The sequence below is a fragment of the Mesorhizobium sp. CNPSo 4689 genome (assembly GCF_057784325.1).
This window is the reverse complement of sequence record NZ_JBWLUZ010000043.1, coordinates 1-22,286: the sequence shown is the minus strand read 5'-3', so window position 1 is coordinate 22,286 and position 22,286 is coordinate 1. Positions and strand designations below refer to the sequence as shown.

The window sequence follows — 22,286 nt, the reverse complement described above, 5'->3', positions numbered from 1 at the left end:
TGGATTCTCCGCATCTTTTGTTGAGAGCCGAATTGTCCCCCTTCCATCTCAGACGATATTTTGTATTGATCATAAAGCCGAGGGTGGGGGACAAGATGGTTGGGCGCAAATCAAAATCGGGCTTTCTGTCAAAATATACGATTGATGATAAGTATCTAATAAAGCCTGACCGGAAGCAGGGCCGGGCTGGCTTGGATGCGGCGCGGACTCACGATTCCAGAGAGGTACTTATCAAATCGTGGCCACGTGCCAAGGGCGTCGATGACAGCGATTTGGAAATAATTTGGCGGAGCGAAATACGCCAACTGCAGCGCCAAGCAGCTGTACCTCGGGCGGATGAGCTCTTTGTACCAATGGTAGCTAGTGGCAAGGATAAGGATGGCTTTTATGTCGTACTTGATCCCGGCCAGGGAAGTCCACTGGACGTCCTCTTAAATTCAACACGAAAGGCACCACTCCTGGCTCAAGCGCGCCAGCCTCGCGCTCGGCGAACGCTCTGGGCGAACATACTTCGGCTTGTAGACGGGGTTGAGCTGCTCCACTCGCAGGGCACTATCCACAGAAACATTGACCCTTGGTGCGTTGTGACGGCGCTGAGCGAGGAGGAGCCGGACTTCAGGCTTACGGGCTTTGAATGGTCGATGCGCGTGGTAGCGATCGACGCAAATGATCAGAAGCGGTTAAGGGCCCCGCGCGAGGAGCGAGCATTCTCGTTCGCCCGAGACTGGCGTGATCTCGCTCAACTCTCCGCGCTTATACTAGATGTTCCGCTGGCGCCGCTGAACGACCTGAGAGTTGTAGCGTCTCGAGTCGCTGATCATGTTCCTGCCGGGGAGGTGAGGCTTCTACGTGCGATGCTAGGTCTCGAGTACGTTGAACGCCTAGACGGAGAATATATTGCGACGCGCATCCGGGCGATAATTGATGACATCGCCGCAGGGGCGGCAGGTAAGGAGGCATCTCTATGTGTCGCCGTGAGGCTCGGTTCCAGCAGTCCTTTGTCTGAAGCGATACGGACTGCGTCGCATGGCCAAATCGAAATTGCGGACGACGAGCAACAGCTTCGGTTTCTGCGCGACGATCTTGGTGATCAAGTTCAGTTAATAGGAATTCGCGACGGAGGATCTGCTCGGTATGTCCTTCTTGGCCAGCGCCTGACGTATCGCCTGATGCCATACCGGCGCCCGAACTCACCTGATACGGCAAACTGGGAGTTTGCCTTTTGTGAACGTGTCGATCTTGAGCCGCCGGCACGGCATGTAGTGGTCGGCGCGACTTTGATCAACACTGCCGCGATCGATCTCGTAAAGAGTGGGGATGCACTCCAATCGTTCCCCCGAAGGCGAGGCAAAGTCCAGCATTGGGACGACTATATTCGCCGAACCGTCGGGCTGACGAGCCACAAGACTGAGATGTCGCGCATGCACCAGGCGTTCGCGCTGCTCCTAATTTTGGAGATGTCAGATGCGGCCGCCGACATCTTTCCAGTTGAGGTGATGTCGAAGGGGACAGTTGGAGGCCACGAAGAGCAAAAGACCATGCATGTCGTCTCGCGGTCTGATCGAGATCGCGCAGAGCTTTCCACATTGCTTGGGCTAGATGCTCCCGCAGTGCGATTGCGCAAGCTGCTAAACTCTGAAACTCCCCGAGACGAAGGAGGATGGATATTCTCAGAACCTGGAGCTTTGGGCGAACGTTCTGCGACGACAACTGCCTGGCGATTTGTCGATTTCGAAGAGGTGAAAGACGTCGAGTATATGAAGTTCGAGGGGCAGGCATTGCCTCAAACTCGCTCATTTGGATTTCTTGTTCCAGCGGATATGTCAGGGCGGATTGCTCAATTCAAAAGACGCTTGAAAGCGCTAACAGCGCTAAAAAATCACGGAGAGCTTCTGCGCATGTTCGTCGATCCGCGCCTTCGGATCGAAAATAGTCAAGATCCTCTCGATGAGAGCGCAGAAGCTTTCAAGAGATTGGATCAGTCGAAGCAAAGCGCTTTACGCGAAATTCTGGGCACTATTCCCTTGTTTCTTTTACAAGGTCCACCCGGAGTAGGAAAAACTTTCCTTGTTGGCGATCTTGTAACCCGCCGCATGAGCGACGATTCTACTTCCCGCATTCTACTCTCTGCGCAGAGCAATTCGGCTATCGATCATCTAATGAAAGAGGTAAGGGCAGCATTTGAATCGTCCGGGCAAGACAAGCGACCATTGATGGTACGGGCTCGCGCTGCAGATGACGACGACGCGGCTGGCGAACTAGAGATTGATGTACAAGCTGACAAGCTGCTCCAAGATCTGTCAACCAGCTCGATAATGGAAGAAGCATCGCCACGTCTCTCGGCAAGGGTCAGGGCATTAGCTTTGGCCAAAAGGCCGGCTGGTGCACGCCGATCGACTGGAGATGCCGCAAGCCGACGCATTGCTGCCGAGCTTCGGGCATTCGAGGGCATGATCCTCAGAGCTGCCAATCTTGTCTTTGCCACCACTAACTCGGCGGCGGTCGAGCGGCTTATCGAAGAACAAGGCCTTTTCGATTGGACGATTGTTGAAGAAGCAGGGAAGGCCACTGGTGGTGAGCTGCTATCGCCGCTTTTGCTATCTCATCGACGATTAATGATTGGGGATCATAAGCAGCTCCCCCCGTTCGATGTCGACAAGATGGAAAAGCTTTTGTCTTCTACCACAGCGGTCCAGGAAGTCGTAAAATTGGCTGATAAGCTTGTATCAGGGTATCTGAAGGATCCGGGGATCGACGAAACTTTCGATGAAGTTTCCAAAGAAGGAGACGACTTCGGTCGTACCTGCGCAGAGTCGCTTTCACTCCTTATGCTATTCGAGACCTTCGTTGAGCGCGAGTTGACACGTCAGAAGAAGAGAGACGTCGGACCCCGTATTGGTCGACGCCTGAACGAACAGTACCGAATGCATCCGGCAATCGCTCGGATTGTGTCAAAGTGCTTCTACGACGGCGAGTTGGAAACCAATGCCAAGCAGGCCGCAAAGTTTGCAAATACACCATCGCCAATCAAGAGTAGCGATACAAAGAGTCTGCCTGACAGACCAATAGTGTTTATTGATATGCCGTACTCCCAGCAGGAAGGACCCGGCGGTCGTGGGGGGGATCGATTTCCGCCCTATTCCAATCCTGATGAAGCGGCCGCAGTTGTCCAAGTTCTGAGACATCTCTCCCCTGCATTCGACGGCAAGCGTCCGTCTCTCGCGGTACTGTCGCCGTACTGGCAACAGGTTCGTCGTATAGATCGTTTGATCGACCAAAATCGCACTGGCCATTTGTCCAATTTGTCTGGGTTCGCTCCCGCCGTTGACGAAGCGACTTTTTGTGGAACGGTTGACTCATTTCAAGGCGACGAGGCAGATGCCGTAGTTGTTTCGATGGTGCGTAACAACCATCATGCCACTCCTGCGCGAGCTCTTGGGTTTTTGAGAGACAACCGCAGAATGAACGTCATTCTCAGCCGTGCAAAATGGCGGCTGATCATTGTCGGAAGTCTGTCATTTTATAGGCAGATTGTGACAGTCGCGCAGCGTCTGCCTGAACAAGACATTGGCTTTTTGTCGGAATTCCTAGCTGCACTCGATGCAGAGGCATCCGCAGGTTACGCGTCGATTGTCCCGTGGGATACGCTTAAAGGGGGTAAGAAGTGACTGACGTGCAAGTAGCATTTCCTGTCCTGAAGGGTAGCAGGCGCTTTATCATCGAACGAGGACGTCGTTGGAGCGTCATCGAGCACTTATTGCTTGATGCGGTATCGCGCGGCGCAGCTTCCGCAGCTGAGCTAGCTGAGAAAACGGCGTTGCCGCGCCGCGTGGTTGTCGAGGCATTTATTAGATTAATGCGTGCTGGTTGGGTCGAAGTTGTCGCTTCTCCAAAGGGGTCACTGTTCCAGATAACGCCGTCGGGCTCATCCCGTGTTCAATTCGATCAGCTTCCTTCAGCCACAACAACGGAACCGCGGTGGAGAGCATTCATAGTCGACCAGGTGACCGGAAGCGTCTACCGGGGCAGGGAGCTTGAGGTACGCCACAAGAACCAACTGCCCTCAAGCGCGGAAGATAGTCCCGTCGTTTATCTTGAGGCTTCCCCGTCACATGAGCTCGAGGACATGGGTGAGGTGTTTACTGCTCTCGAGGGGGATGATGAGCTAATCGTGGGCGTCGACCGCGGGGCCGAAAAGCTTATGGATCGATACGCGGTTGTAACGGTTAGAGACGGAGTGATCGAGGGGCTGCCGGCACGCGCCCCAACGGCTTTGCGATTTGCGGTTCTAAATGCAGCGGCAGATGCCTTGAGGCACAAAAGTCGTCGTACGTCCCAGAAGCTAGATTCCGAAGCAATCATTCAACAAACATCGCAAGAGGCAACAAAGGACGTCGCAGCTGCATATGATCCCTCCGATGTTATTCTAGATGGGGAAGACCATTGGAGATCATTTGAGCGCACGGTAGCGCTAGCTTCGGAACGAGTTATCATCCACTCGACCTTCGTAAGCGATGAACGCGCCGGTTTAGTATTGCCTCTGCTCCTCCGTGCGGCAGAGCGCGGAGTGAGGGTGGATGTTCTCTGGGGGCAAGATGATATTGGATCCCCCACGCGATCATCACAGGCTGCCGCGGCCAAAATGCAGGCGATGGTCGACGATTCTGGCCGAAGCGGGTTGATAACTGTCCATCCCTTCTCCACCAACTCTCACGCAAAAGTTGTATTTGCGGACTCTGCGAAGGGGTGGAACGCATTGGTCGGCTCATGCAACTGGCTAGCTTCCGACTACAAAAGTTTCGAGACATCTGTCCGTCTCCGCGAACCTTTGCTGATCGGCCAGTTAATTCGTAAGCTTGCTGGTCTTGCTCAAGGTAGGCCTGGAGTATGGAACGATCTCGCGATCGAACTGGCAGTGCTAGGGCGCCGAGTCATGGATATGCCAAGCCCCCGTGGCCGGACTGTTCCAATGAGATTGCTGTATGGGACAGACCACGCAAAACTGGTTTTGGAGGCCCGCGACTCCGCCAAAAAGAGAATATTCGCGCTTAGCCATCGCATCGGTATAAGCGGCGAGTCGCTAGCGCTCTTCCCTGCGCTTGCAGCAGCGAAGGAGCGCGGTATAGATGCGTCCTTTTTTTATGGAAGGACGACCGGTCCTCTCTCAGGTGAAGCTGGAGCAGATCTTATTCGGACCTTTGCGAAGGATGGAGTGAAGGTCAGACCGGTGCATCGCCCTAGGATACACGCGAAGGTTATGGGGTGGGATGACGACAACCTCGCAATGTCTAGTTTTAACTGGTTGTCCGCGGACCCGTCTGACAAAGCGCCATTCCGTGAAATCGGCGTTCTTGTGAAAGCGCCCCAGATTGCTGAAAACTTCTTGCGCCGATTTGAGGTAGCGGCCGCTCTTGAGGTCAGCTAGCGCCGGCCGTTCGCGCTACAGCTTCCAATATCACGTTTGCAACTTTCTAGTCGTGTCTGGACCCTTTTGTTGATCCAAAAGAAAACTATAAAATACTAGAAGAGCTTGCGCTTTCACGGTGTCTACGCGCAACCGGAAGGCCTTCCGTTCTTTGGATCGCATGCTCTTAGTGATGCGGCGCTGATAACAGGGACATATTCGAGCCAAGACCACTATTTGCAAGATTTACGGCTCGCGAAGTACGTGACCGAGTCCGAGTATAATTCAACAAAAGCTTCCGCTGGTGCGAGTGCGGTAATTTGGCGTTCCGGTTGGCGCAAACTATGGCCAGTTCAAAGAGAACATCAAGAACGCCTCATCAGGCTCCGACGAATCTCTAAAAATCGAGCAATTCCGCAATGTCGCCTAGACCGGTCTAGATGAAAGTGCGTCTGTCGCATATAGCGCCCGCTTGCGAGCAGTCGCACAGCAAGAGCATCGCATGCTCTCTCTGATTCCGGTACGGGCCACTGAGACCGACATAACCTTTCGCGTTGGTTGCTCCCCCATTGGGAACAGTCCAATCCCCTTGCCGCCTAGTTGGCAGGGGAACGCCGATATTGCTCAAGGGTTGCCGGCGAGCCCCTCTCCTGGAGAAGCAACCATAATCATACAGAGGCCACCCAAGGAACAGACGCTCGCAGTAAAAGCGAGAGCCTGACGCGTAAGACCCGGCGGAGCGGTCGCAGGGGCCAAGGCAGCGTGACCACGATCAAGGGCCAGTCGTGTCCCGAAATCGATAACCCGTGCTACGCGTTGTCCAGTGTTGAAGCTGATTGCTTTCGCAGTTTCCCCAACACGCCGGCGCCGGGCAGGCCTTCCTTTCTGGCCTTGGCAAATGCCCGGTCACCTTCCAGGAATCCGACCAGCATAAAGGGGATTAGTTCAGCCACGGTTTCGGACTCGCCATAGGTCTGACGGTAAAGCGCCGCGTAGTCGTTCAGCGCATGGTTCAGTTCGGCACTAACGCTTATGGTGATCTTTGAAGGTGTCCGATCCGGAAGCTTTCGGAGTTTCAGGGTCGACATGATTGCTCCTGTTCAGCCCGGGTAGGCCCGCAGCACGAGATCCTTTTGTACGACCACACGTAGCGGCCAGCCGGGGCGTACGGTGATTGTGGGTTGGATGTTGAGGTTCTTTTCGGTAATGCGCTGGCCGGCCCGACTGACATTCTGCTGGGCGGATTCACGGATTGCTTTGACCAAGTCGCTCTCGTGTTCCCCAAAGCTCAATTCGGTGCCGACGCCCAGCAATGTGGCGAGCGCAATACCCTTGATCAGCTGCCAGGTGTGGAAATCCACCTTGTCCTCGAGCCCCGCATAACCGGCGGTGTCCGTCGCCGGCAGATTGTCGATTTCGATCGATGAGCCGTCGGGCATTATTATTCTCTGCCAGACCAGCAGCGCGCGCCTTTGTCCGAAGGCAACAACGCTGTCATAGGTGCCGATCAGGCGAGAGCCCTGCGGAATGAGTAGAATGCTGCCGGTGACGCTGTCGTGCACATTCTCGGTGATCTGGGCGACGACGAGGCCGGGCAGATCGGAATTGATGCCCGTGATCAGGCTGGCAGCTATCACGCTACCAGCCATGATCTGGTTGGGCGAGACCGGCGTCTGCAGCGCACGCGGATTGTATATCCCACTCGTATTCCGCTGGTCGACAAAATCGAGCTTGCGCTGCTGGTTGTTCTGGTCGCCCTCGGCCGGTGCAACGGAAGCTGACGCACGTGCGGCATCGGATTGCGGAGGCGTAGCCTCAAACGGCGGCGGCGCTCCCTGACCGCTGTTGCTGATATCCCTCTCTGTGGGGCGGTTTTCGATGCGGAAGAGGACTTGCGACTCGCGCGCCTCGATCGCCTGTTGTGCGAGCCGCTGCTCCTCGGCGGATACCTCCTGGTCGGGCGCGATGCCGAGCTGGCGCTGGTGCTCCAGGATGGGACGGCCGAGATCGCCAGGCAGTGGCGGTCCAAGCACCGGAGCCTTCGGCTTGATCCCGGAATAGTCCTTGGGAAGCGTATCGAGTCCCTCGGCCGTTGGCTTGCGGTCGGTGTTGTAAAGCTCTTCGGCCTGTTGCTTCAGGTGCAGTGCCGGTCCTTGCAGCGCCATCATGGTGACGCCAAAGATGGCGCCGGAACCAACAGCTGCGACCGCGACGATTATGCCGCGCCTGAAGCGCACAACTCGGCGCGGCGAGGTTCGCAGCTGCAGCTGTTCGGGATCGAGCTTCGGCGGGACATTGGGGCGAGTGGTGTCGGTCATGAGCGCTCCCCTCACCTGCCGAAGCGGGAAAACAGCGACACCCGCCGCGGCGGTTGCCGGCCGTCGGTTCTCGTGATGCGCACCACCTGCTGTTGCTTGGTACCGAGACGGAGCTCGGCCGCGGCGAAGAGGCGATCGACGATGTAGTAGTTGCCGCGCATGCGATAGTTGACGAGCTGGTTGTCTCCGTCGGCACCGACGATGAAGAGCGGCGGCGCCTCGCCCTGATCGATGCGCCCCGGGAATTCGATATAGACCTTGCTGCCATCGTCGAAGGCGCGCTTCGGGCGCCAGGCCGGCGTGTTGCCGGTGATCGCATAACGGAAACGGATGTTTTCGAGGGCCACATTTGCGGCCAACGGGGTGGAGGCCTCGGCCTGAGCGTTGCGACGGCGCAGCGCGATGATCTGATCCTCGCTATAGGTCCAAGAGATCGCCGCCATAGCGGTCTTGTCCGTGCTTTGAAGCTGCAGGTGATAGGATCGCCTATCGGTGGTGATGACCAGATTGGTGGCAAGACCCGGCGCGAAGGGTTTGACCAGCACATGGGTACGCTGATCATCGCCGGCGCCGCTCGTTGTGTCACCGATCACCCAGCGGACGGTGTCGCCTGCCGACACCGATGTGAGTTTCTCGCCTAGCTGCAATGCGATATCGGTGACGCGCTCCGGCGCGGCGTAGAGCTGGTAGAGCGCGCCGTCGGCAAAGGGATAGACCTGCACCGCATTGACATAGCCAAACTTCGTGGGTTGCTGCGTCGCCGCCTTGTTGGCATCGGCGACCCGTTCTTCAGGCGAGCGCTTGTCGTCGGCGACCTTGCCGGGCTCAGGCTGTAACTGACCGGGCAGCGGCAGAGGCTTTGGCACCGCGACGACCTTGACCGGCTTTTCTGGCGCCTTCTCGATGGCGGCCGGCTTGAAGTCAGCCGCGTCATAGGAAATCTGCGGCGGTGGCAACGGCTTCGAAGCACAGGCAGAAAGAACCGCAGCCGACGCCGACAGCATCAACGCGGCACGAAACGATGGGCCTTTATTTGTCATTGGCGGGCTCCTTTGGGAAAAACGGATGTCGGCGCAGCACTGTCGAGCTCACGCGACCAGTCGATGGCGTTGATGAAGACGCCGAGCGGGTTCTTGCGCAGCTGATCGGTGTTCGTCGGCGGGCGGATCACGACGGTGAGGATCGCAGTCCAACGCGTCGTGCTGGCGAGGCTGCCGCGTTCGAATAACTGCTCGGTCCATTTGACCTGGAACGAACTGTCGGACGCCCTGACCACACTGGTCACCTGGACCGACACACTGCGCGTGCCGATCTGACCGAAAGGGTTGTTCGCCTTGGCGTATTCATTCAGGAAGAGGGCTGCGCGGTCGGTGGCAAAGTCGTAGGCCGACAGCCAGTTCTGCCGCACCAGAACCGCATCGGTGGAGACCGAGCGGACATTCTGGATGAAACGGCCGAGATGCCAGGCGATCTGGGCATCGTCGGGCTGGTAGTTTTGGATTGCCGGCGCGACGGCGCGCGTCTCGCCAAAATGGTCTACCTCTACAACATAGGGCACAACGCGGCCCTGCATCGACTGCCACAAGAGCCCACCGGAAAGCCCCGTCGCTAGAGCGAGGCAGCCGAAAGCCATCAGCCGCCAGTTCCTGGCCTGGACGCGAGCCGTGCCGATGCGCTCGTCCCAGAGCTGGCCGGCCTTCTGGTAAGGTGTTACGGGCTCGGGCGTCTTTCCGTAACGCTGAACGGGTCGCTTGAAGAGCATCTAGTCTTCCTTGTCATTGAGAGAGGGATTGGCGCCGCTTCCGCCCCGATCTCCATCGCGCACCGCCTGCGTGGCGGCGTGGCGATGGGCACGGGCGGATTGTTCGGAACGCAGGCGTCTTGCCCATGCCGGCGCGGCGGCTGGATCCGCAGCGGGGGAACTTCCGGTCATCGAGCTGGTCGGCGTGCCGCCGGTCGCGGTCCAGGCAGCCTCGCGACCGGCATCGGCGCTACGGCGGAGGGGTTCTGCGGTGGATCGCATCCCACGCATGGCGGCGCCGCCAGCGGCACTCGCAACGCCGTGCAGGCCAGCAGCTATCCCGGAGAGGCCGGACTCGGGCGATGTTGCACGCCCCATCTGCCAGGCTGTGGAAGCGGCCGATCCCATAGCTGTGCCGGCACGGATTGCACCCAGACCGCCGCCGGCTGCCATTCGAGCGCCGGCGAAGGCTGCGCCTCCGGCAACGAGCGCTGAACCGGCGGCGGCCGCGCTGGTTCCAAGTGCTGCGCCCGCGCCAAGCTGCGGCGCGCCTGAGACAAGACCCGAGGCAATTCCAGGTCCGAAGATTCCCAGCCCAAGCAGCGCCAGCGCACCCAGCACTTGCGACATGGCCGCGGCGAGGTCCGGCTCCTTGCCCTGCAGCGCGGATGCGAACTCACCAAAGAGCGTCGAGCCGATGCCGACGATGACGGCCAGCACCATCACCTTGATGCCCGACGAGATGATGTTGCCGAGCACGCGCTCGGCCAGAAACGCCGAACGGTTCCAGAGCGCGAAGGGCACCAGGACGAAGCCGGCCAGTGTGGTGAGCTTGAACTCCAGGATGGTGATGAAGAGCTGGATGGAAAGGATGAAGAAGGCGATCAGCACCAGGAACCAGGCCAGAAGCAGCACGAAGATGGTCAGCGCGTTGCCAAAGATCTCGGGGAAGCCGACGAGCTGGCTCGCTTGATTGAGCAGCGGCCAGGCGCCCTCAAAGCCGGCTGCTGCAATCCGGCCTGGCCGCAGGAGACTGTCGGCGGACAGATTGCCGGCGGACGCATTGATGCCGAGCCCGGCAAAGGAGCGGTAGATGATGTCAGCGAGGTTCTTGAAATTGTTCAGGATGAACGCGAAGGCGCCGACATAAAGCACTTTTCGGACAAGCCGGCCAAGAATGTTGGGCTCGCCGCCGAATGCCCAGACCAGGCCGGCCAGCGTGATGTCGATGCCGATCAGGATGGTAGTGAGGAAGGCGACGTCGCCATTAAGCAGACCGAACCCGCTATCGATGAAGCGGGTAAAAGTCTCCATGAAGCGATCTATGACGCCGAGGTCATTCATATCGCTGCCTTCCTCGTTGTCTTGAAGAACTGCCGATCAGTTGCCGGGATAGGCCGTGCCGGTGCCGAGGAAGCGCTTCGTTGTCTCGCGGGCGGCTTCCTCGGACTGCGCCTTGCGCGCCGCATCCTCGGCCTCAGCCCGGAATTGGGTGGCGAGCAGCGTCTGGATCTGCATCTGCTGCTTGGTCGAAAGCGCGATCAGCTGATTGGTGGCCTGGCTTGCTTCAAGCGCACCGGCCGCCCCCTGGCTGCGGTTAACGAGATCGGTAAGCAGGTCGCCGTCGGCCCGCACGTTCTCAACGATTTGCGACTGCGCGCTCATGGTTTGGCGGAACGCCTGCATGGCACTTTGCCAGCGCTCGCGCGCGGCGCTGGCCACGTCGCTGGCCTTGATCGTGGCATCGTAGCTTTCCGGATATTGCGCACGCCATTGATCCTGGAGCTTGTCGAAATCGAAGCTCAGGCCACTGGCCTGGGTCATCAGACCGTCGATCCGCTGGAGCGACCCGGTGAGCTGGCCAACGGATGAAAAATCCAGGCGCTGAAGGTTGCGCGCCATGTTCTGCAGCATGGTCGCCTGGTTCTGAAGCGATTGGATCTGGTTATTGATTTGCTCCAATGCCCGTGCCGCCGACAGCACGTTCTGCGTATAGTTCGATGGATCGAACACGATTAGCGCATAGGCCGGCTGGATGTAGTCGGCCATCGGTTTGGCGATCAGCGAAACGGTGACCAAGCTGGTGAAAAGACGGCGTCCCATCATGACGATTGCTCCTTGTCTGGTTGAGGGAATTGCTGGAGAAGCTCGGCAGCCCAATCGAGACCGCGCGCGCTGAGGAAGCGGGAGGCAAAGCTGCCTTGCCCGTCTTCGGACAGGATGTTGTCGATCAGGGTCTGCGTGGCCGGATCGGAGGCGCCGCAAAGCGCAAGTGCGATCGGGCCAAGCCCGAGCTCGAAGAGGCGGTTGCCGCGACGCGACTGCAGATAATAGTGGCGCTTCGGGGTGGCGCGGGCGACCAATTCGATCTGCCGCTCGTTCAGGCCGAAGCGCTCATAAGCCGTCCTCGCGTGCGGTTCGACGGCACGATCGTTCGGAAGAAAGATCCGTTGTGGGCAGCTCTCGATGATTGCCGGCGCGATCGACGAGCCAGCGATGTCTGCAAGTGACTGCGTGGCGAAGATGACGGAGACGTTCTTCTTTCGCAGCACCTTCAGCCATTCGCGGATGCGGGCGGCAAAGAGCGGGTTGTCGAGATAGACCCAGGCCTCGTCGAGCATGAGCAGTGTTGGCCGGCCGTCGAACCGCTCCTCGAGGCGATGGAAGAGATATGTGAGCACCGGCAGCACCGCGCTTTCCTCATGCATCAGCTCCTCGGTCTCGAAGCACTGCACGTCCGAGATGGCCAACCGGTCATCATCGGCATCGAGCAGCCGGCCGAAAGGACCGTCGAGTGTGTAGGGCATGAGTGCCGACTTCAACGCGTTGGACTGAAGCAGGACCGACAGGCCGGTGAGTGTGCGTTCCTGCGCCGGTGCGCTGGCAAGGCTGGTAAGTGCCGACCAGATCGCCTCCTTCACTTCTGGCGTGACGGTGACGTTTTCATGGGCAATCAGGCCGGTGATCCATTCCGCCGCCCAGCTCCGTGTGGCCGGGTCGTCGATGTTGCGTAGCGGCTGGAAGGCGAGCGCACCGTCGGCACCAAGGGCATGATGTTCTCCACCCATGGCCAGAGTCGCCGCACGGGCCGAATTGCCCTTGTCGAAGACATAGACCTGAGCGCCAGCGTAGCGTCGGAACTGCAAGGCGATGAGCGCCAGCAGCACCGATTTGCCGGCGCCGGTCGGCCCGACAACCAGCATATGGCCAACGTCGCCGACATGGGTGGAAAGCCGAAACGGTGTCGATCCGCCGGTTTCGGCGAAAAGAAGCGGCGGCGAAGCTGATCCGGTAACCTCGGCAAGATGCTCGTTGTCCGATGGGCCTGCCCACGCAGACGACAGCGGCATGAGATGGGCAAGGTTCAGGGTGTGAACAAGTGGCTGGCGAACGTTGGCGTAGACGTGGCCCGGCAATGAGCCAAGCCACGCCTCGACCGCGTTGACGGTTTCGCGGATCGTGGTGAAGCCGAGCCCATTGACGATGCGCTCGACGGCGCGAAGCTTTTCCGCGGCGGCTTCACGATCATTGTCCGATACTGTCACCGTTGTGGTAAGATAGCCGAAGCCGACATGATCGCCTCCAAGCGCCTGCAGGGCGGCATCGGCATCGACCGCCTTGTTGTCGGCATCGCTGTCGACGAGCGGCACCGGTTCGTTGGTCACGACCTCGCGCAGGATGGCGGCGATCGATTTGCGCTTGGCGAACCACTGCCGGCGCAACCGCGTCAGGGTCTTCGTCGCTTCCGTCTTGTCGAGCGGAATGAAGCGCGTCACCCACCGATAGGCGAAATCCTGGTGATTGAGCGCATCGAGAATCCCCGGCCGGGTGACGTTCGGAAAACCGAGGATTGTGAGCGTGCGCAGATGCTGTTCACCCAGCATCGGTTCCAGGCCACCGGTCAGCGGGGCGTCGACCAGCAGCCCGTCGAGATAGATCGGCGTTTCCGGCACGGCGACCGGATGGCGGCGGGTCGAGATTGTGCCATGCAGATAAGTCAGCGTCTCGGTGTCATCGAACGCGCGTACTTCGGGCATGAGGCCCGAAAGAAGATCGAGAACCCGATCGGTTTCGTCACGAAACCGAACCAGTTCCTGGCGCCAGTCTCTAGCGCTGCCAGAGTAGTGCGAGTCGACGAGAGCGCTTTGCGCCCGCGCCTGACCATCCGGTGGCGGCATGAAGACCAGGGTCAGATGATAGACACTCTCGAAATGCGCGACCTTGCCCTCGAAGGCCGCGCGCCGTTCCTCATCGACGAGCCATGAGGCTGCATCAGGGAAACGCGAGATCGGATAGCCCAGCGCTTCGACGCGCTCGGCCTCGAAGAACAGCGCCCAGCCGGAGCCGAGCCTTCTGAGCGCATTGTTTGCCCGCGCGCAAATGCCGATGAGCTCAGCTTCCGTCGCGCTTTCAAGGTCAGGGCCGCGAAACCGCAACGTCCGCTGAAAGCTGCCATCCTTGTTGAGCACGATGCCGGGCGCGACCAGAGCGGCCCAGGGCAGATGATCGGCAAGCCGGTCAGCTTTGCCGCGGTATTCGGAAAGCTTCAGCATGCAAGCCAGCCCTTCTGCCGGAGATGGCGGACAAGCACGCTGGCAAAGTCCGGATCGCGCCTTGCGGCAAAGACCGCAAGCGTGTGTCCCGCCATCCAGATCACCAGACCGGCAATCCACTGCTGCAGGCCAAGCCCGATGGCTGCCGCCACCGTGCCGTGGAGGATCGCCACCGCCCGCGGCGCACCGCCGAGCAGGATGGATTCGGTTAGTGCCCGGTGGACGGGCACCTCGAAGCCCTCCATATGCTGCTCTCCCGTGCTCATCCGACGAGTGCTCCGCCGCCGAAGGAGAAGAAGGAGAGAAAAAAGCTCGATGCGGCGAAGGCGATCGACAGGCCGAAGACGATCTGGATCAGCCGGCGGAAACCGCCCGCCGTGTCGCCGAAGGCAAGGGTGAGGCCGGTGGTGATGATGATGATCACCGCAACGATCTTGGCGACCGGCCCCTGCACCGATTCCAGGATCTGCTGAAGCGGCTGTTCCCAGGGCATGCCGGAGCCGGCCGCATAAGCCGGCACGGTAAGAATAAACGTGAGCGCGGCGGACGAAAGAAAGCGAAGCTTCTTGCGCATGAAGTGACCTCTCAAAGCTGCAGGAGTTGCGGAAGCGTGAGTTGGGTGACGGCGTAGTCGCCGCTGCCATCGAGACCAGTGACCTCGGCGATCGCGTCGATACGGCGCGAGGATCCGCGGCCGGCGATGAAGACGATCAGATCGACAGCGTCGGCGATGAGCCGGCGAGGCACGGTGACGACGGCCTCCTGGGCGAGCTGCTCGATGCGATAGAGGGCCGAGCGCGCCGAGTTGGCGTGAACCGTGGCGATGCCGCCGGGATGCCCGGTGTTCCACGCCTTCAGCATGTCGAGGGCTTCAGCGCCCCTCACTTCGCCGACGATGATGCGGTCGGGTCTAAGCCGCAGCGTCGAACGCACGAGATCGGCTAGCGTCACCGCACCCCGCCTCGTCCTCAAGGCAACGCAGTCCTTTGCAGCGCATTGCAGTTCGCGGGTGTCCTCGATCAGGATCACCCGCTCATCGCATTCGGCGACTTCCGCCAGCAGCGCATTGGCAAGCGTCGTCTTGCCTGATGAGGTGCCGCCGGCGACCAGGATGTTGCGCCGTTCGCGGACCGCCTTCCTCAATGCATCAGCCTGCAACGGCAACATGATGCGGTCGGCGACATAGTTGGCCAGCGTGTAGAGTTTTGCGGCTGGTTTGCGAATGGCGAAACACGGGGCCAGAACGACAGGCGGCAGCAAGCCCTCGAAGCGCTCGCCTGACGGCAGTTCGGCACTGACAATGGGATTGTCAGCATGGGCCTCGCCACGGACGTGGGAGGCAACTAGGCGGATGACACGCTCGGCCTCGGAAGGATGCATGTGCACGCCGGTTTCGACCCGGCCCTCGCCCAACCGGTCGAGCCGCAGCACGCCATCGGGATTGACCATCACCTCGATGACGGTCGGATTGGCCAGGGCCTCGGTGATCGCCGGGCCCATGGCGGTGCGCAGCATGGCGCGGCGGCGGTGGTCGGCCTCGGGATGAGAACTCATGCTTCCCCTCCCCGGCGATCGTCATTGCCAAGAGATCTCTTACCGGAAGCAATCTGTCGGCCGACCTGCTCGACGAATTTGTCAAAACGCTCCTGGGCAATGGCCTGCGTTGCCTTGTCCGGAACCGGCGTGTGCGCATGTAGCGTGATCGAAAAGCGGATGAAGAGAGCCAGGCTCTCCAGGATCATTTCGACATCGCCTCGGACATGGCCGAGGTCGCGGGAAAGACGGTCGAGCCGCTTGCCGTAGCGCTGGTCAAGCTCGTTCTCGCCGCGCCGTTCGATGAAGGCCTCAACCGCTTTTGCAACGATCGCCGATTTGGTGGTCGAGGGGTTGCGGCTGAGGGTCTCCAGCTTCTCGCTTAACCCGGGCTCGAGCAGAAACTGGTGGCGAATGCGGTGGGGCTTCATGGGGCTCGTTCCGTCTACCCGGCGCTGATGCACCGGCGGCGCGAACGAGCATCGTCGAGATCCGCAAAATCGCTTATGGGCGTTATCTACGCCTAGATGCGCCTGAGCCGCCGGACGCGTTCAGAAGCCGGGCACGATGTCCTTGTCGTCGCCCTTTCCTTCGTTAATCCCGTAGGCGCGCGCGGCGGTGGAAATCCGATCCATGACGCGCTTGTCAGCGACCGTCTCGCTATCATCGTCGGCGGGCTTGAACAGTTCTTCCTGATCTGGCTCCTGGGTGACGACGATCTGTTCTTCGGGCAAACCGGGATGGCGTTGCTGTTGGGCGCCACCCTCGTCTTCAATTGTCGCGCCGGCGCTTTCATCGTCGGCGGCAAGACGGCGATCGACGCTGCGGACCCGACCGCTCCAATCATCTGGACGCGACGGAGGGCGATCGGCATAGGGACCTTCGAGCAGCGCCGGCGCAGGCACTAACCGCTCGATGAAATTCCGATCCTCGTAGTAACGCAACTTCTTGGCGCGGATCGGCGGCAACCCCGAAACCAGCACCAGCTCGTCGAATGGCGGCAGCTGCATCACCTCGCCAGGCGTCAGCAGCGGCCGGGCAGTCTCCTGGCGGCTCACCATCACATGCGAAAGCCACGGCGCCAGCCGGTGACCCGCATAGTTGCGCATGGACCTCAGTTCCGTCGCTGTGCCGAGCGCATCCGAGATGCGCTTGGCCGTGCGCTCGTCATTGGAGGAAAAGGCAATGCGTACATGGCAATTGTCGAGGATGGCGTTGTTCTCGCCATAGGCTTTCGAGATCTGGTTCAAGGACTGCGCGATCAGATAGGCGCGAATGCCGTAGCCAGCCATGAAGGCGAGTGCGGTTTCAAAGAAGTCGAGACGGCCGAGCGCTGGGAACTCGTCCAGCATCATGAGAAGCTTGCGGCTCTTCTTCGGATCACCCTCCAGCCGCTCAGTTAAACGGCGGCCGATCTGGTTGAGCACCAGGCGCACCAGCGGCTTCGTGCGTGAGATATCCGACGGTGGAACGACCAGATAGAGCGAAATCGGCCGTTCGGCATCCATGAGATCCGCGATGCGCCAGTCGCATCCCGATGTCGCCGCAGCCACTGTTGGATCGCGATAGAGACCCAGAAACGACATGGCGGTCGAAAGAACGCCTGAACGCTCGTTTTCTGACTTGTTGAGCACTTCGCGCGCCGCCGAGGCGACAACTGGATGGACCTGAGGCTTGTCCGCCGCACCGAGGTGGTTGGTGGTCATCATCCGCTGCAGCGTCGCGGCAAACGAGCGTTGTGGGTCCGACAGGAAGGTGGCCACGCGGGCGAGCGTCTTTTCCTCTTCAGCATAGAGCACGTGCAGGATGGCCCCGACCAGGAGCGAATGACTGGTCTTCTCCCAATGGTTCCGCCGTTCCAATGCGCCTTCCGGGTCGACGAGGATGTCGGCTATGTTCTGGACGTCGCGAACCTCATTCGGGCCCTTGCGCACCTCCAGCAGAGGATTGTATCGCGCCGATCTCGCATCGGTCGGATTGAATAACAGGCAGTAAGAAAACTTCGAGCGCCAACCGGAGGTCAGCTGCCAATTCTCGCCTTTGATATCGTGAATGACGGCCGAGTCAGTCCAGGAGAGAAGCGTTGGGACAACCAGGCCGACGCCCTTGCCCGAACGTGTGGGTGCAAAGGCCATTACGTGCTCCGGTCCGTCATGGCGGAGATAGCGATCGTTCAGCTTGCCGAGGAAAACGCCGGCCGGCCAAAAAAGGCCCGCCTTCTCGATTTCCTGGCTGATGGCCCATCGCGAGGAGCCATACGTCGTGACCAATCCGCGCTGCCGCGCCCGCCAAAGGGAACCGGCGATCGCTGCCGCACAACCTATGAACCCACTGCCAGCGGCGAGCATGCCGGCCTTGTCGAAGACCTCAGGCGCGTATGCGTCGAAATGGAACCACCACTCGAACAATTTCCATGGCTTATAGATCGGCCAACGGCCCACGACGAACCATGGCCTACCAAGGGGCGGCTGATGGTCGAGCATATGAGCGCACCATTGCGTCGCCGCCCAGACGCCCAGAATGACGATGGCGAACACAATGGCGGTCTGCCCGATTAGCAGCTTCGTGGGTGTCATCGGCTTGGTCCGCTGTTCTGACTGCGGATCAGCTTGCCGCCAGACGCGGCGAACCGGAATCCACTCTACATACGATCCGGCGCTACCGGCGATTATATCGTTAACGTTCATCAGCAGCTCCGGAGGCCTTTCACAAGACCTTCGAAGCAAAACAGGAACGTCGAGCCCAGGGTGTTCTGCTCCCGTTCGCCTTGAGACAGCTCCTCCGATCAGCACCACCAGCTTTTCTGTAGTGGAACGACGCATTCGGGCCGTGAGTTGACGGTCCGCTTTAAGGCGAACTTATCAGAAGAGCGACCGAGTAATGTGCTCGCGGGCGTCGATTGAGGTGCGTAGAAGTAGCCGTCCGCACCATCCGTTCTTGCGAAAAGACTGCGCCGGTAAGCCGATACCAATACCAGCTCGCCCACAGCGCACGGCGCGCTCCCCATTTATTGATTTAGTAACTACGCAATGTCACTTTACTGCGTGGGACATGGCGAAGATATTGATAGACTATTAACAGTCACCCATTTCATTGGGCGATGGGCGAATCTTGACGGCGGTCAGGAGAGGGCAAATTATTCTCTTTTCTTGGCAGAGCTTTGTGATGTGATTGGAGTCAGGCGACCCGATCCGGCATTGGCCGCCCATGACTTCAACGACTACGTGTTCGAACGGCGTGTTGAAAGAAAACGTCCGGACGGGTCGACCGAAGCTGGGCGCATCGATCTCTACAAGCGAGGGTGCTTTATCCTAGAGGCAAAGCAGAGCCGCCTTCGTGGCGGCAAGAAAGCGGTTCTAGAAGGCCAGACAGACCTGTTCGCGACGGCGGAAGGTGGACCCGCCGGAACAGCATTGCCTAGTCTCGATCACGTTATGATCCTGGCCCGCCGGCAGGCCGAGCGATATGCAGCGTCGTTGCCCTCCGACCATCCATATCCGCCCTTCATCATCGCCTGCGACGTGGGGCGTGCTGTCGAGCTCTACGCTGATTTTTCCGGTCACGGACGCCACTACGCCCAGTTTCCCGATGCGCGGCAATTTCGCATCGAACTCAGCCAGCTAGCCAGCGCGGATACCCGAGAACTGCTGCGTGCGGTATGGGAACAACCTCAATCACTTGATCCAGCACAGAAGACGGCCAAGGTTACCAGAGAGATTGCCGGGCAGCTGGCAGAAATCTCGAAGGCCCTCGAAGGACGAGGCTTCGAGGCCGGCAGCGTAGCAGTTTTCCTCATGCGGTGCCTCTTCACGATGTTCGTCGAAGACGTGGGGCTGCTCCGCAAGAAGGGCTTCACGCAGCTTCTGGCGAAGTGCCTCGACGATCCGACGCGGTTTACCTTTGAAATCGACGACCTCTGGCGGCATATGGATCGCGGAGACTATTCGCCCGGCATCGGCGAGAGACTGCTTCGATTCAATGGCAAACTCTTCAAGAATGCCGCGTCGCTTCCACTGACCAAGGACGAAATACGCCTTCTCTGCGATGCCTCGGATGCCGATTGGCGCGATCTCGAGCCTGCTATATTCGGCGCTCTGTTCGAACAGGCACTGGACCCGATCGAGCGCAAGCGGCTCGGTGCGCATTACACGCCCCGCGCCTATGTCGAACGGGTTGTGGACGCCACGGTCATCGAACCCCTCACCAACGACTGGATCGGCCATCAATCGGCAGCCGAGCGTGCGATTCGCAACGGCGCAAAGGCGGCCGCCATTCACGAGGTTGAAGACTTCCTTAGGCACCTAGCATCCGTGCGGGTGCTCGATCCGGCATGTGGCACGGGGAATTTCCTGTACGTCGCCCTCCGCCGGATGAAGCAGTTGGAAGGCGAGGCGCTCAAGCAATTGCAGGATATCGGCGGCGACGAAGCGGTCGCACGCGTCGCTGACATCTCGGTGAAGCCGGAGCAGTTCTTCGGCATGGAAATCAACAGGCGGGCGGTTGAGATTGCCGAGCTGGTGCTCTGGATTGGATACATCCAGTGGCACATGCGGACCCGGTCCACCGTGCCTTCCGAACCGGTGTTGGGCAGCAGCGACCATGTTCACGCGAAGGATGCACTGATCACCTGGTCGGGCTATCCCCATCCGCATCTCAAGCGCGATGCGCTCGGCAAGCCCGTGCCCGACGGTCAAGGCAACGAAACCTACCTCTATCCGAACGCGATCAGCGCCGACTGGCCGGAGGCCGACTTCATTGTCGGCAACCCCCCGTTCATCGGCGGGAAGGATATTCGCGGGCGGCTGGGCGCGGGTTATGCCGAAGCCTTGTGGAGTGCCAACCCGCAGATGAATCCTGCAGCCGATTTTGTGATGTACTGGTGGGATCGGTCAGCCGATCTGCTCGTCAGGAAGGAAACTCGGCTGCGCCGCTTCGGTTTCGTTACCACGAACTCGATAACGCAGGTATTCCAGCGGCGAGTCCTTGAGAGACATCTGGCAGGCACTTCTCCAGTTTCCCTCGTGTTCGCCATTCCGGACCATCCATGGCCTAAGGCGTCAAAGGATGCCGCCGCAGTCAGGATTGCCATGACCGTAGCTGAAGCTGGTGAACGGGATGGGGTTGTGCGCATCGTGACGAGAGAGGCAGACCTTGATACCGATGAGCCCGCGATCGAGTTCGCTGAACGTGAGGGGAAGATCAATCCCGATCTCACGATCGGCGTAGATGTAACCAAATCGAAGGCACTGGTAGCCAACGACGCTATCTGCTCACCGGGCGTGAAGCTGCATGGAAATGGCTTCATCATTACGCGCGAAATGGCCTTTGAGCTCGGCCTTGGAAAGCGGCCGGGTCTTGATCGGCATATCCGCGAATACCGAAACGGCAAGGATCTGACATCACGGCCGCGTGGGGTGATGGTTATCGACCTATTCGGCACCGCCGCTGATGAGGTCAGACGAGAATTCCCCGAGGTCTATCAACACCTGTTGGATACGGTGAAGCCGGAGCGAGACCGAAACAATCGGGCCTCATATCGAGAGAAATGGTGGTGGTTCGGTGAGCCACGACGGGAACTCCGGCCAGCACTGGACGGCTTGTCCCGCTACATCGCCACTGTCGAAACCATGAAGCACCGCATCTTCCAGTTCATGGAGGCCGAGGTGCTTCCTGACAACATGCTGGTCGCGATTGCATCGGATGATTCCTTCCATCTGGGCGTGCTGTCTTCGAAGGCGCATGTGGCTTGGGCTTTGCGCACCGGAGGCCGCCAGGGCGTTGGCAACGATCCGAGGTATTCGAAATCCCTGTGCTTTGATCCCTTCCCGTTTCCCGACGTAGGGGCATCTGCTCACGCTGAAATAGGTGCCATCGCCGAAGAACTCGATGACACGCGCAAGCGAGTCCTTGCCGAGCATTCCGACCTGTCTCTGACCGCGCTCTACAATGTTCTTGAAGCCGTCAGAAAGGGCAGCGCAGTCTCGCGCAAAGATCAGGACATCCGAAGCCGTGGCCGTGTTGTGATCCTGCGAGAGCTTCATGATCGGCTGGACACCGCCGTCTTGAAATCCTACGGGTGGCACGCGGATATTGACGTCGAGCAAATCCTTGACGGCCTTGTCCGGTTGAACGAAGTCCGGGCCGCCGAAGAGCGCCGGGGGTTCATCAAATGGTTGCGCCCAGAGTATCAGATCGACAAGATCGGTCCGCTGGCGCATCGCGGCGACCGCGTCCAAGCGATCCGGGCGACCAAGCTCAGGGCGAAGAAGACGCCGTTCCCGGCCGCGCGACTGGACCAAGCGCGGGTGGTCCTCGACCTCATGGCGCGTGCAAAAACGCCCCTGTCGGCAGAAGAAATTGCCGTCGCCTTCACGTCACCGGACGAGACCGTCGCCGATGTACGCGACGTGCTCCAATCCTTGGCCCGGCTTGGCCAAGCGGAAAGTTACGATAAAGGAAGAAGCTTTTTCCGAGCCGCATAAGGCTTGCTCCTCGAAAACACTTGCCTCCCGGCCAAATCGCATTGCGGGTTGGGCTGGTAGCGGAACGTCTGCTTCTGGAGAATACGTTGCGAAGAGCAGTTGTTCCGTAACCGCCCGGTTGTTACCGCGGAGATTTCGCTTTGATGCGAGCGATGAGTTCCTGGTCATCGACGAAGGCTTCGAGGAAGTCATTCCATTCGTCAGCGGTGCGGCGCGCATGGGTAAGCATTTGCTCCAGCTCTTCCATTCCGTCGC

Annotated in this window: 15 protein-coding genes; 3 read left to right on the top strand and 12 right to left on the bottom strand. The window is 59.6% G+C overall.

Annotation, left to right across the window (positions count from 1 at the left end; genetic code table 11):
- The first annotated feature begins 95 nt into the window (after positions 1-95).
- Positions 96-3,668, top strand: a complete 3,573-nt coding sequence (locus tag AC04SI_RS29800) for a DEAD/DEAH box helicase (protein WP_488475431.1) — start codon at positions 96-98, stop codon at positions 3,666-3,668.
- Entirely contained in the window at positions 3,665-5,425 is a 1,761-nt protein-coding gene (locus AC04SI_RS29795; protein ID WP_488475430.1) for a phospholipase D-like domain-containing protein, read from the top strand. The genes AC04SI_RS29800 and AC04SI_RS29795 overlap by 4 nt, the downstream gene beginning before the upstream one ends.
- Before the next feature lie 788 nt (positions 5,426-6,213).
- Here AC04SI_RS29795 and AC04SI_RS29790 read toward each other — a convergent pair.
- From AC04SI_RS29790 to AC04SI_RS29735, 12 genes are all read right to left on the bottom strand, one after another.
- On the bottom strand, positions 6,214-6,492 hold the full coding sequence (locus AC04SI_RS29790; RefSeq protein ID WP_488475429.1) for a DUF2274 domain-containing protein: 279 nt from the start codon (positions 6,490-6,492) through the stop codon (positions 6,214-6,216).
- A 12-nt stretch (positions 6,493-6,504) separates the two neighbouring features.
- A complete protein-coding gene (locus AC04SI_RS29785; protein ID WP_488475428.1) occupies positions 6,505-7,722 on the bottom strand; it encodes a TraB/TrbI/VirB10 family type IV secretion system protein in 1,218 nt (405 codons plus the stop codon).
- An 11-nt stretch (positions 7,723-7,733) separates the two neighbouring features.
- Positions 7,734-8,762 (bottom strand): P-type conjugative transfer protein TrbG, encoded by a 1,029-nt coding sequence (gene trbG, locus AC04SI_RS29780; RefSeq protein ID WP_488475427.1) that lies wholly within the window; start codon positions 8,760-8,762, stop codon positions 7,734-7,736.
- Positions 8,759-9,484: a conjugal transfer protein TrbF gene (gene trbF / locus AC04SI_RS29775; protein ID WP_488475426.1), complete on the bottom strand. Its 726-nt coding sequence runs from the start codon at positions 9,482-9,484 to the stop codon at positions 8,759-8,761. Before trbF ends, trbG begins: the two co-directional genes overlap by 4 nt.
- Entirely contained in the window at positions 9,485-10,807 is a 1,323-nt protein-coding gene (gene trbL, locus AC04SI_RS29770) for a P-type conjugative transfer protein TrbL (protein WP_488475425.1), read from the bottom strand.
- Between the two features lie 36 nt (positions 10,808-10,843).
- A complete protein-coding gene (trbJ, locus tag AC04SI_RS29765) occupies positions 10,844-11,569 on the bottom strand; it encodes a P-type conjugative transfer protein TrbJ (protein ID WP_488475424.1) in 726 nt (241 codons plus the stop codon).
- Entirely contained in the window at positions 11,566-14,016 is a 2,451-nt protein-coding gene (trbE, locus tag AC04SI_RS29760) for a conjugal transfer protein TrbE (protein WP_488475423.1), read from the bottom strand. The genes trbJ and trbE overlap by 4 nt, the downstream gene beginning before the upstream one ends.
- A complete protein-coding gene (locus tag AC04SI_RS29755) occupies positions 14,010-14,282 on the bottom strand; it encodes a VirB3 family type IV secretion system protein (RefSeq protein WP_488475422.1) in 273 nt (90 codons plus the stop codon). The genes trbE and AC04SI_RS29755 overlap by 7 nt, the downstream gene beginning before the upstream one ends.
- Positions 14,279-14,590, bottom strand: coding sequence for a TrbC/VirB2 family type IV secretion system protein (locus AC04SI_RS29750; protein WP_488475421.1), 312 nt, complete (start codon positions 14,588-14,590; stop codon positions 14,279-14,281). The genes AC04SI_RS29755 and AC04SI_RS29750 overlap by 4 nt, the downstream gene beginning before the upstream one ends.
- Positions 14,591-14,601: 11 nt before the next feature.
- Positions 14,602-15,570 carry a P-type conjugative transfer ATPase TrbB gene (trbB, locus tag AC04SI_RS29745; protein WP_488475420.1) on the bottom strand — a complete coding sequence of 323 codons (969 nt, stop codon included), beginning with the start codon at positions 15,568-15,570 and terminating at the stop codon, positions 14,602-14,604.
- Complete coding sequence (locus AC04SI_RS29740) at positions 15,567-15,980, bottom strand: CopG family transcriptional regulator (protein WP_488475419.1); 414 nt, start codon at positions 15,978-15,980, stop codon at positions 15,567-15,569. The genes trbB and AC04SI_RS29740 overlap by 4 nt, the downstream gene beginning before the upstream one ends.
- 120 nt (positions 15,981-16,100) lie before the next feature.
- On the bottom strand, positions 16,101-18,125 hold the full coding sequence (locus tag AC04SI_RS29735) for a conjugal transfer protein TraG (RefSeq protein ID WP_488475435.1): 2,025 nt from the start codon (positions 18,123-18,125) through the stop codon (positions 16,101-16,103).
- A 453-nt stretch (positions 18,126-18,578) separates the two neighbouring features.
- Between AC04SI_RS29735 and AC04SI_RS29730 the strand changes: the two genes are divergently transcribed.
- Positions 18,579-22,031 (top strand): DNA methyltransferase, encoded by a 3,453-nt coding sequence (locus AC04SI_RS29730; RefSeq protein ID WP_488475418.1) that lies wholly within the window; start codon positions 18,579-18,581, stop codon positions 22,029-22,031.
- Positions 22,032-22,286 lie beyond the last annotated feature (255 nt).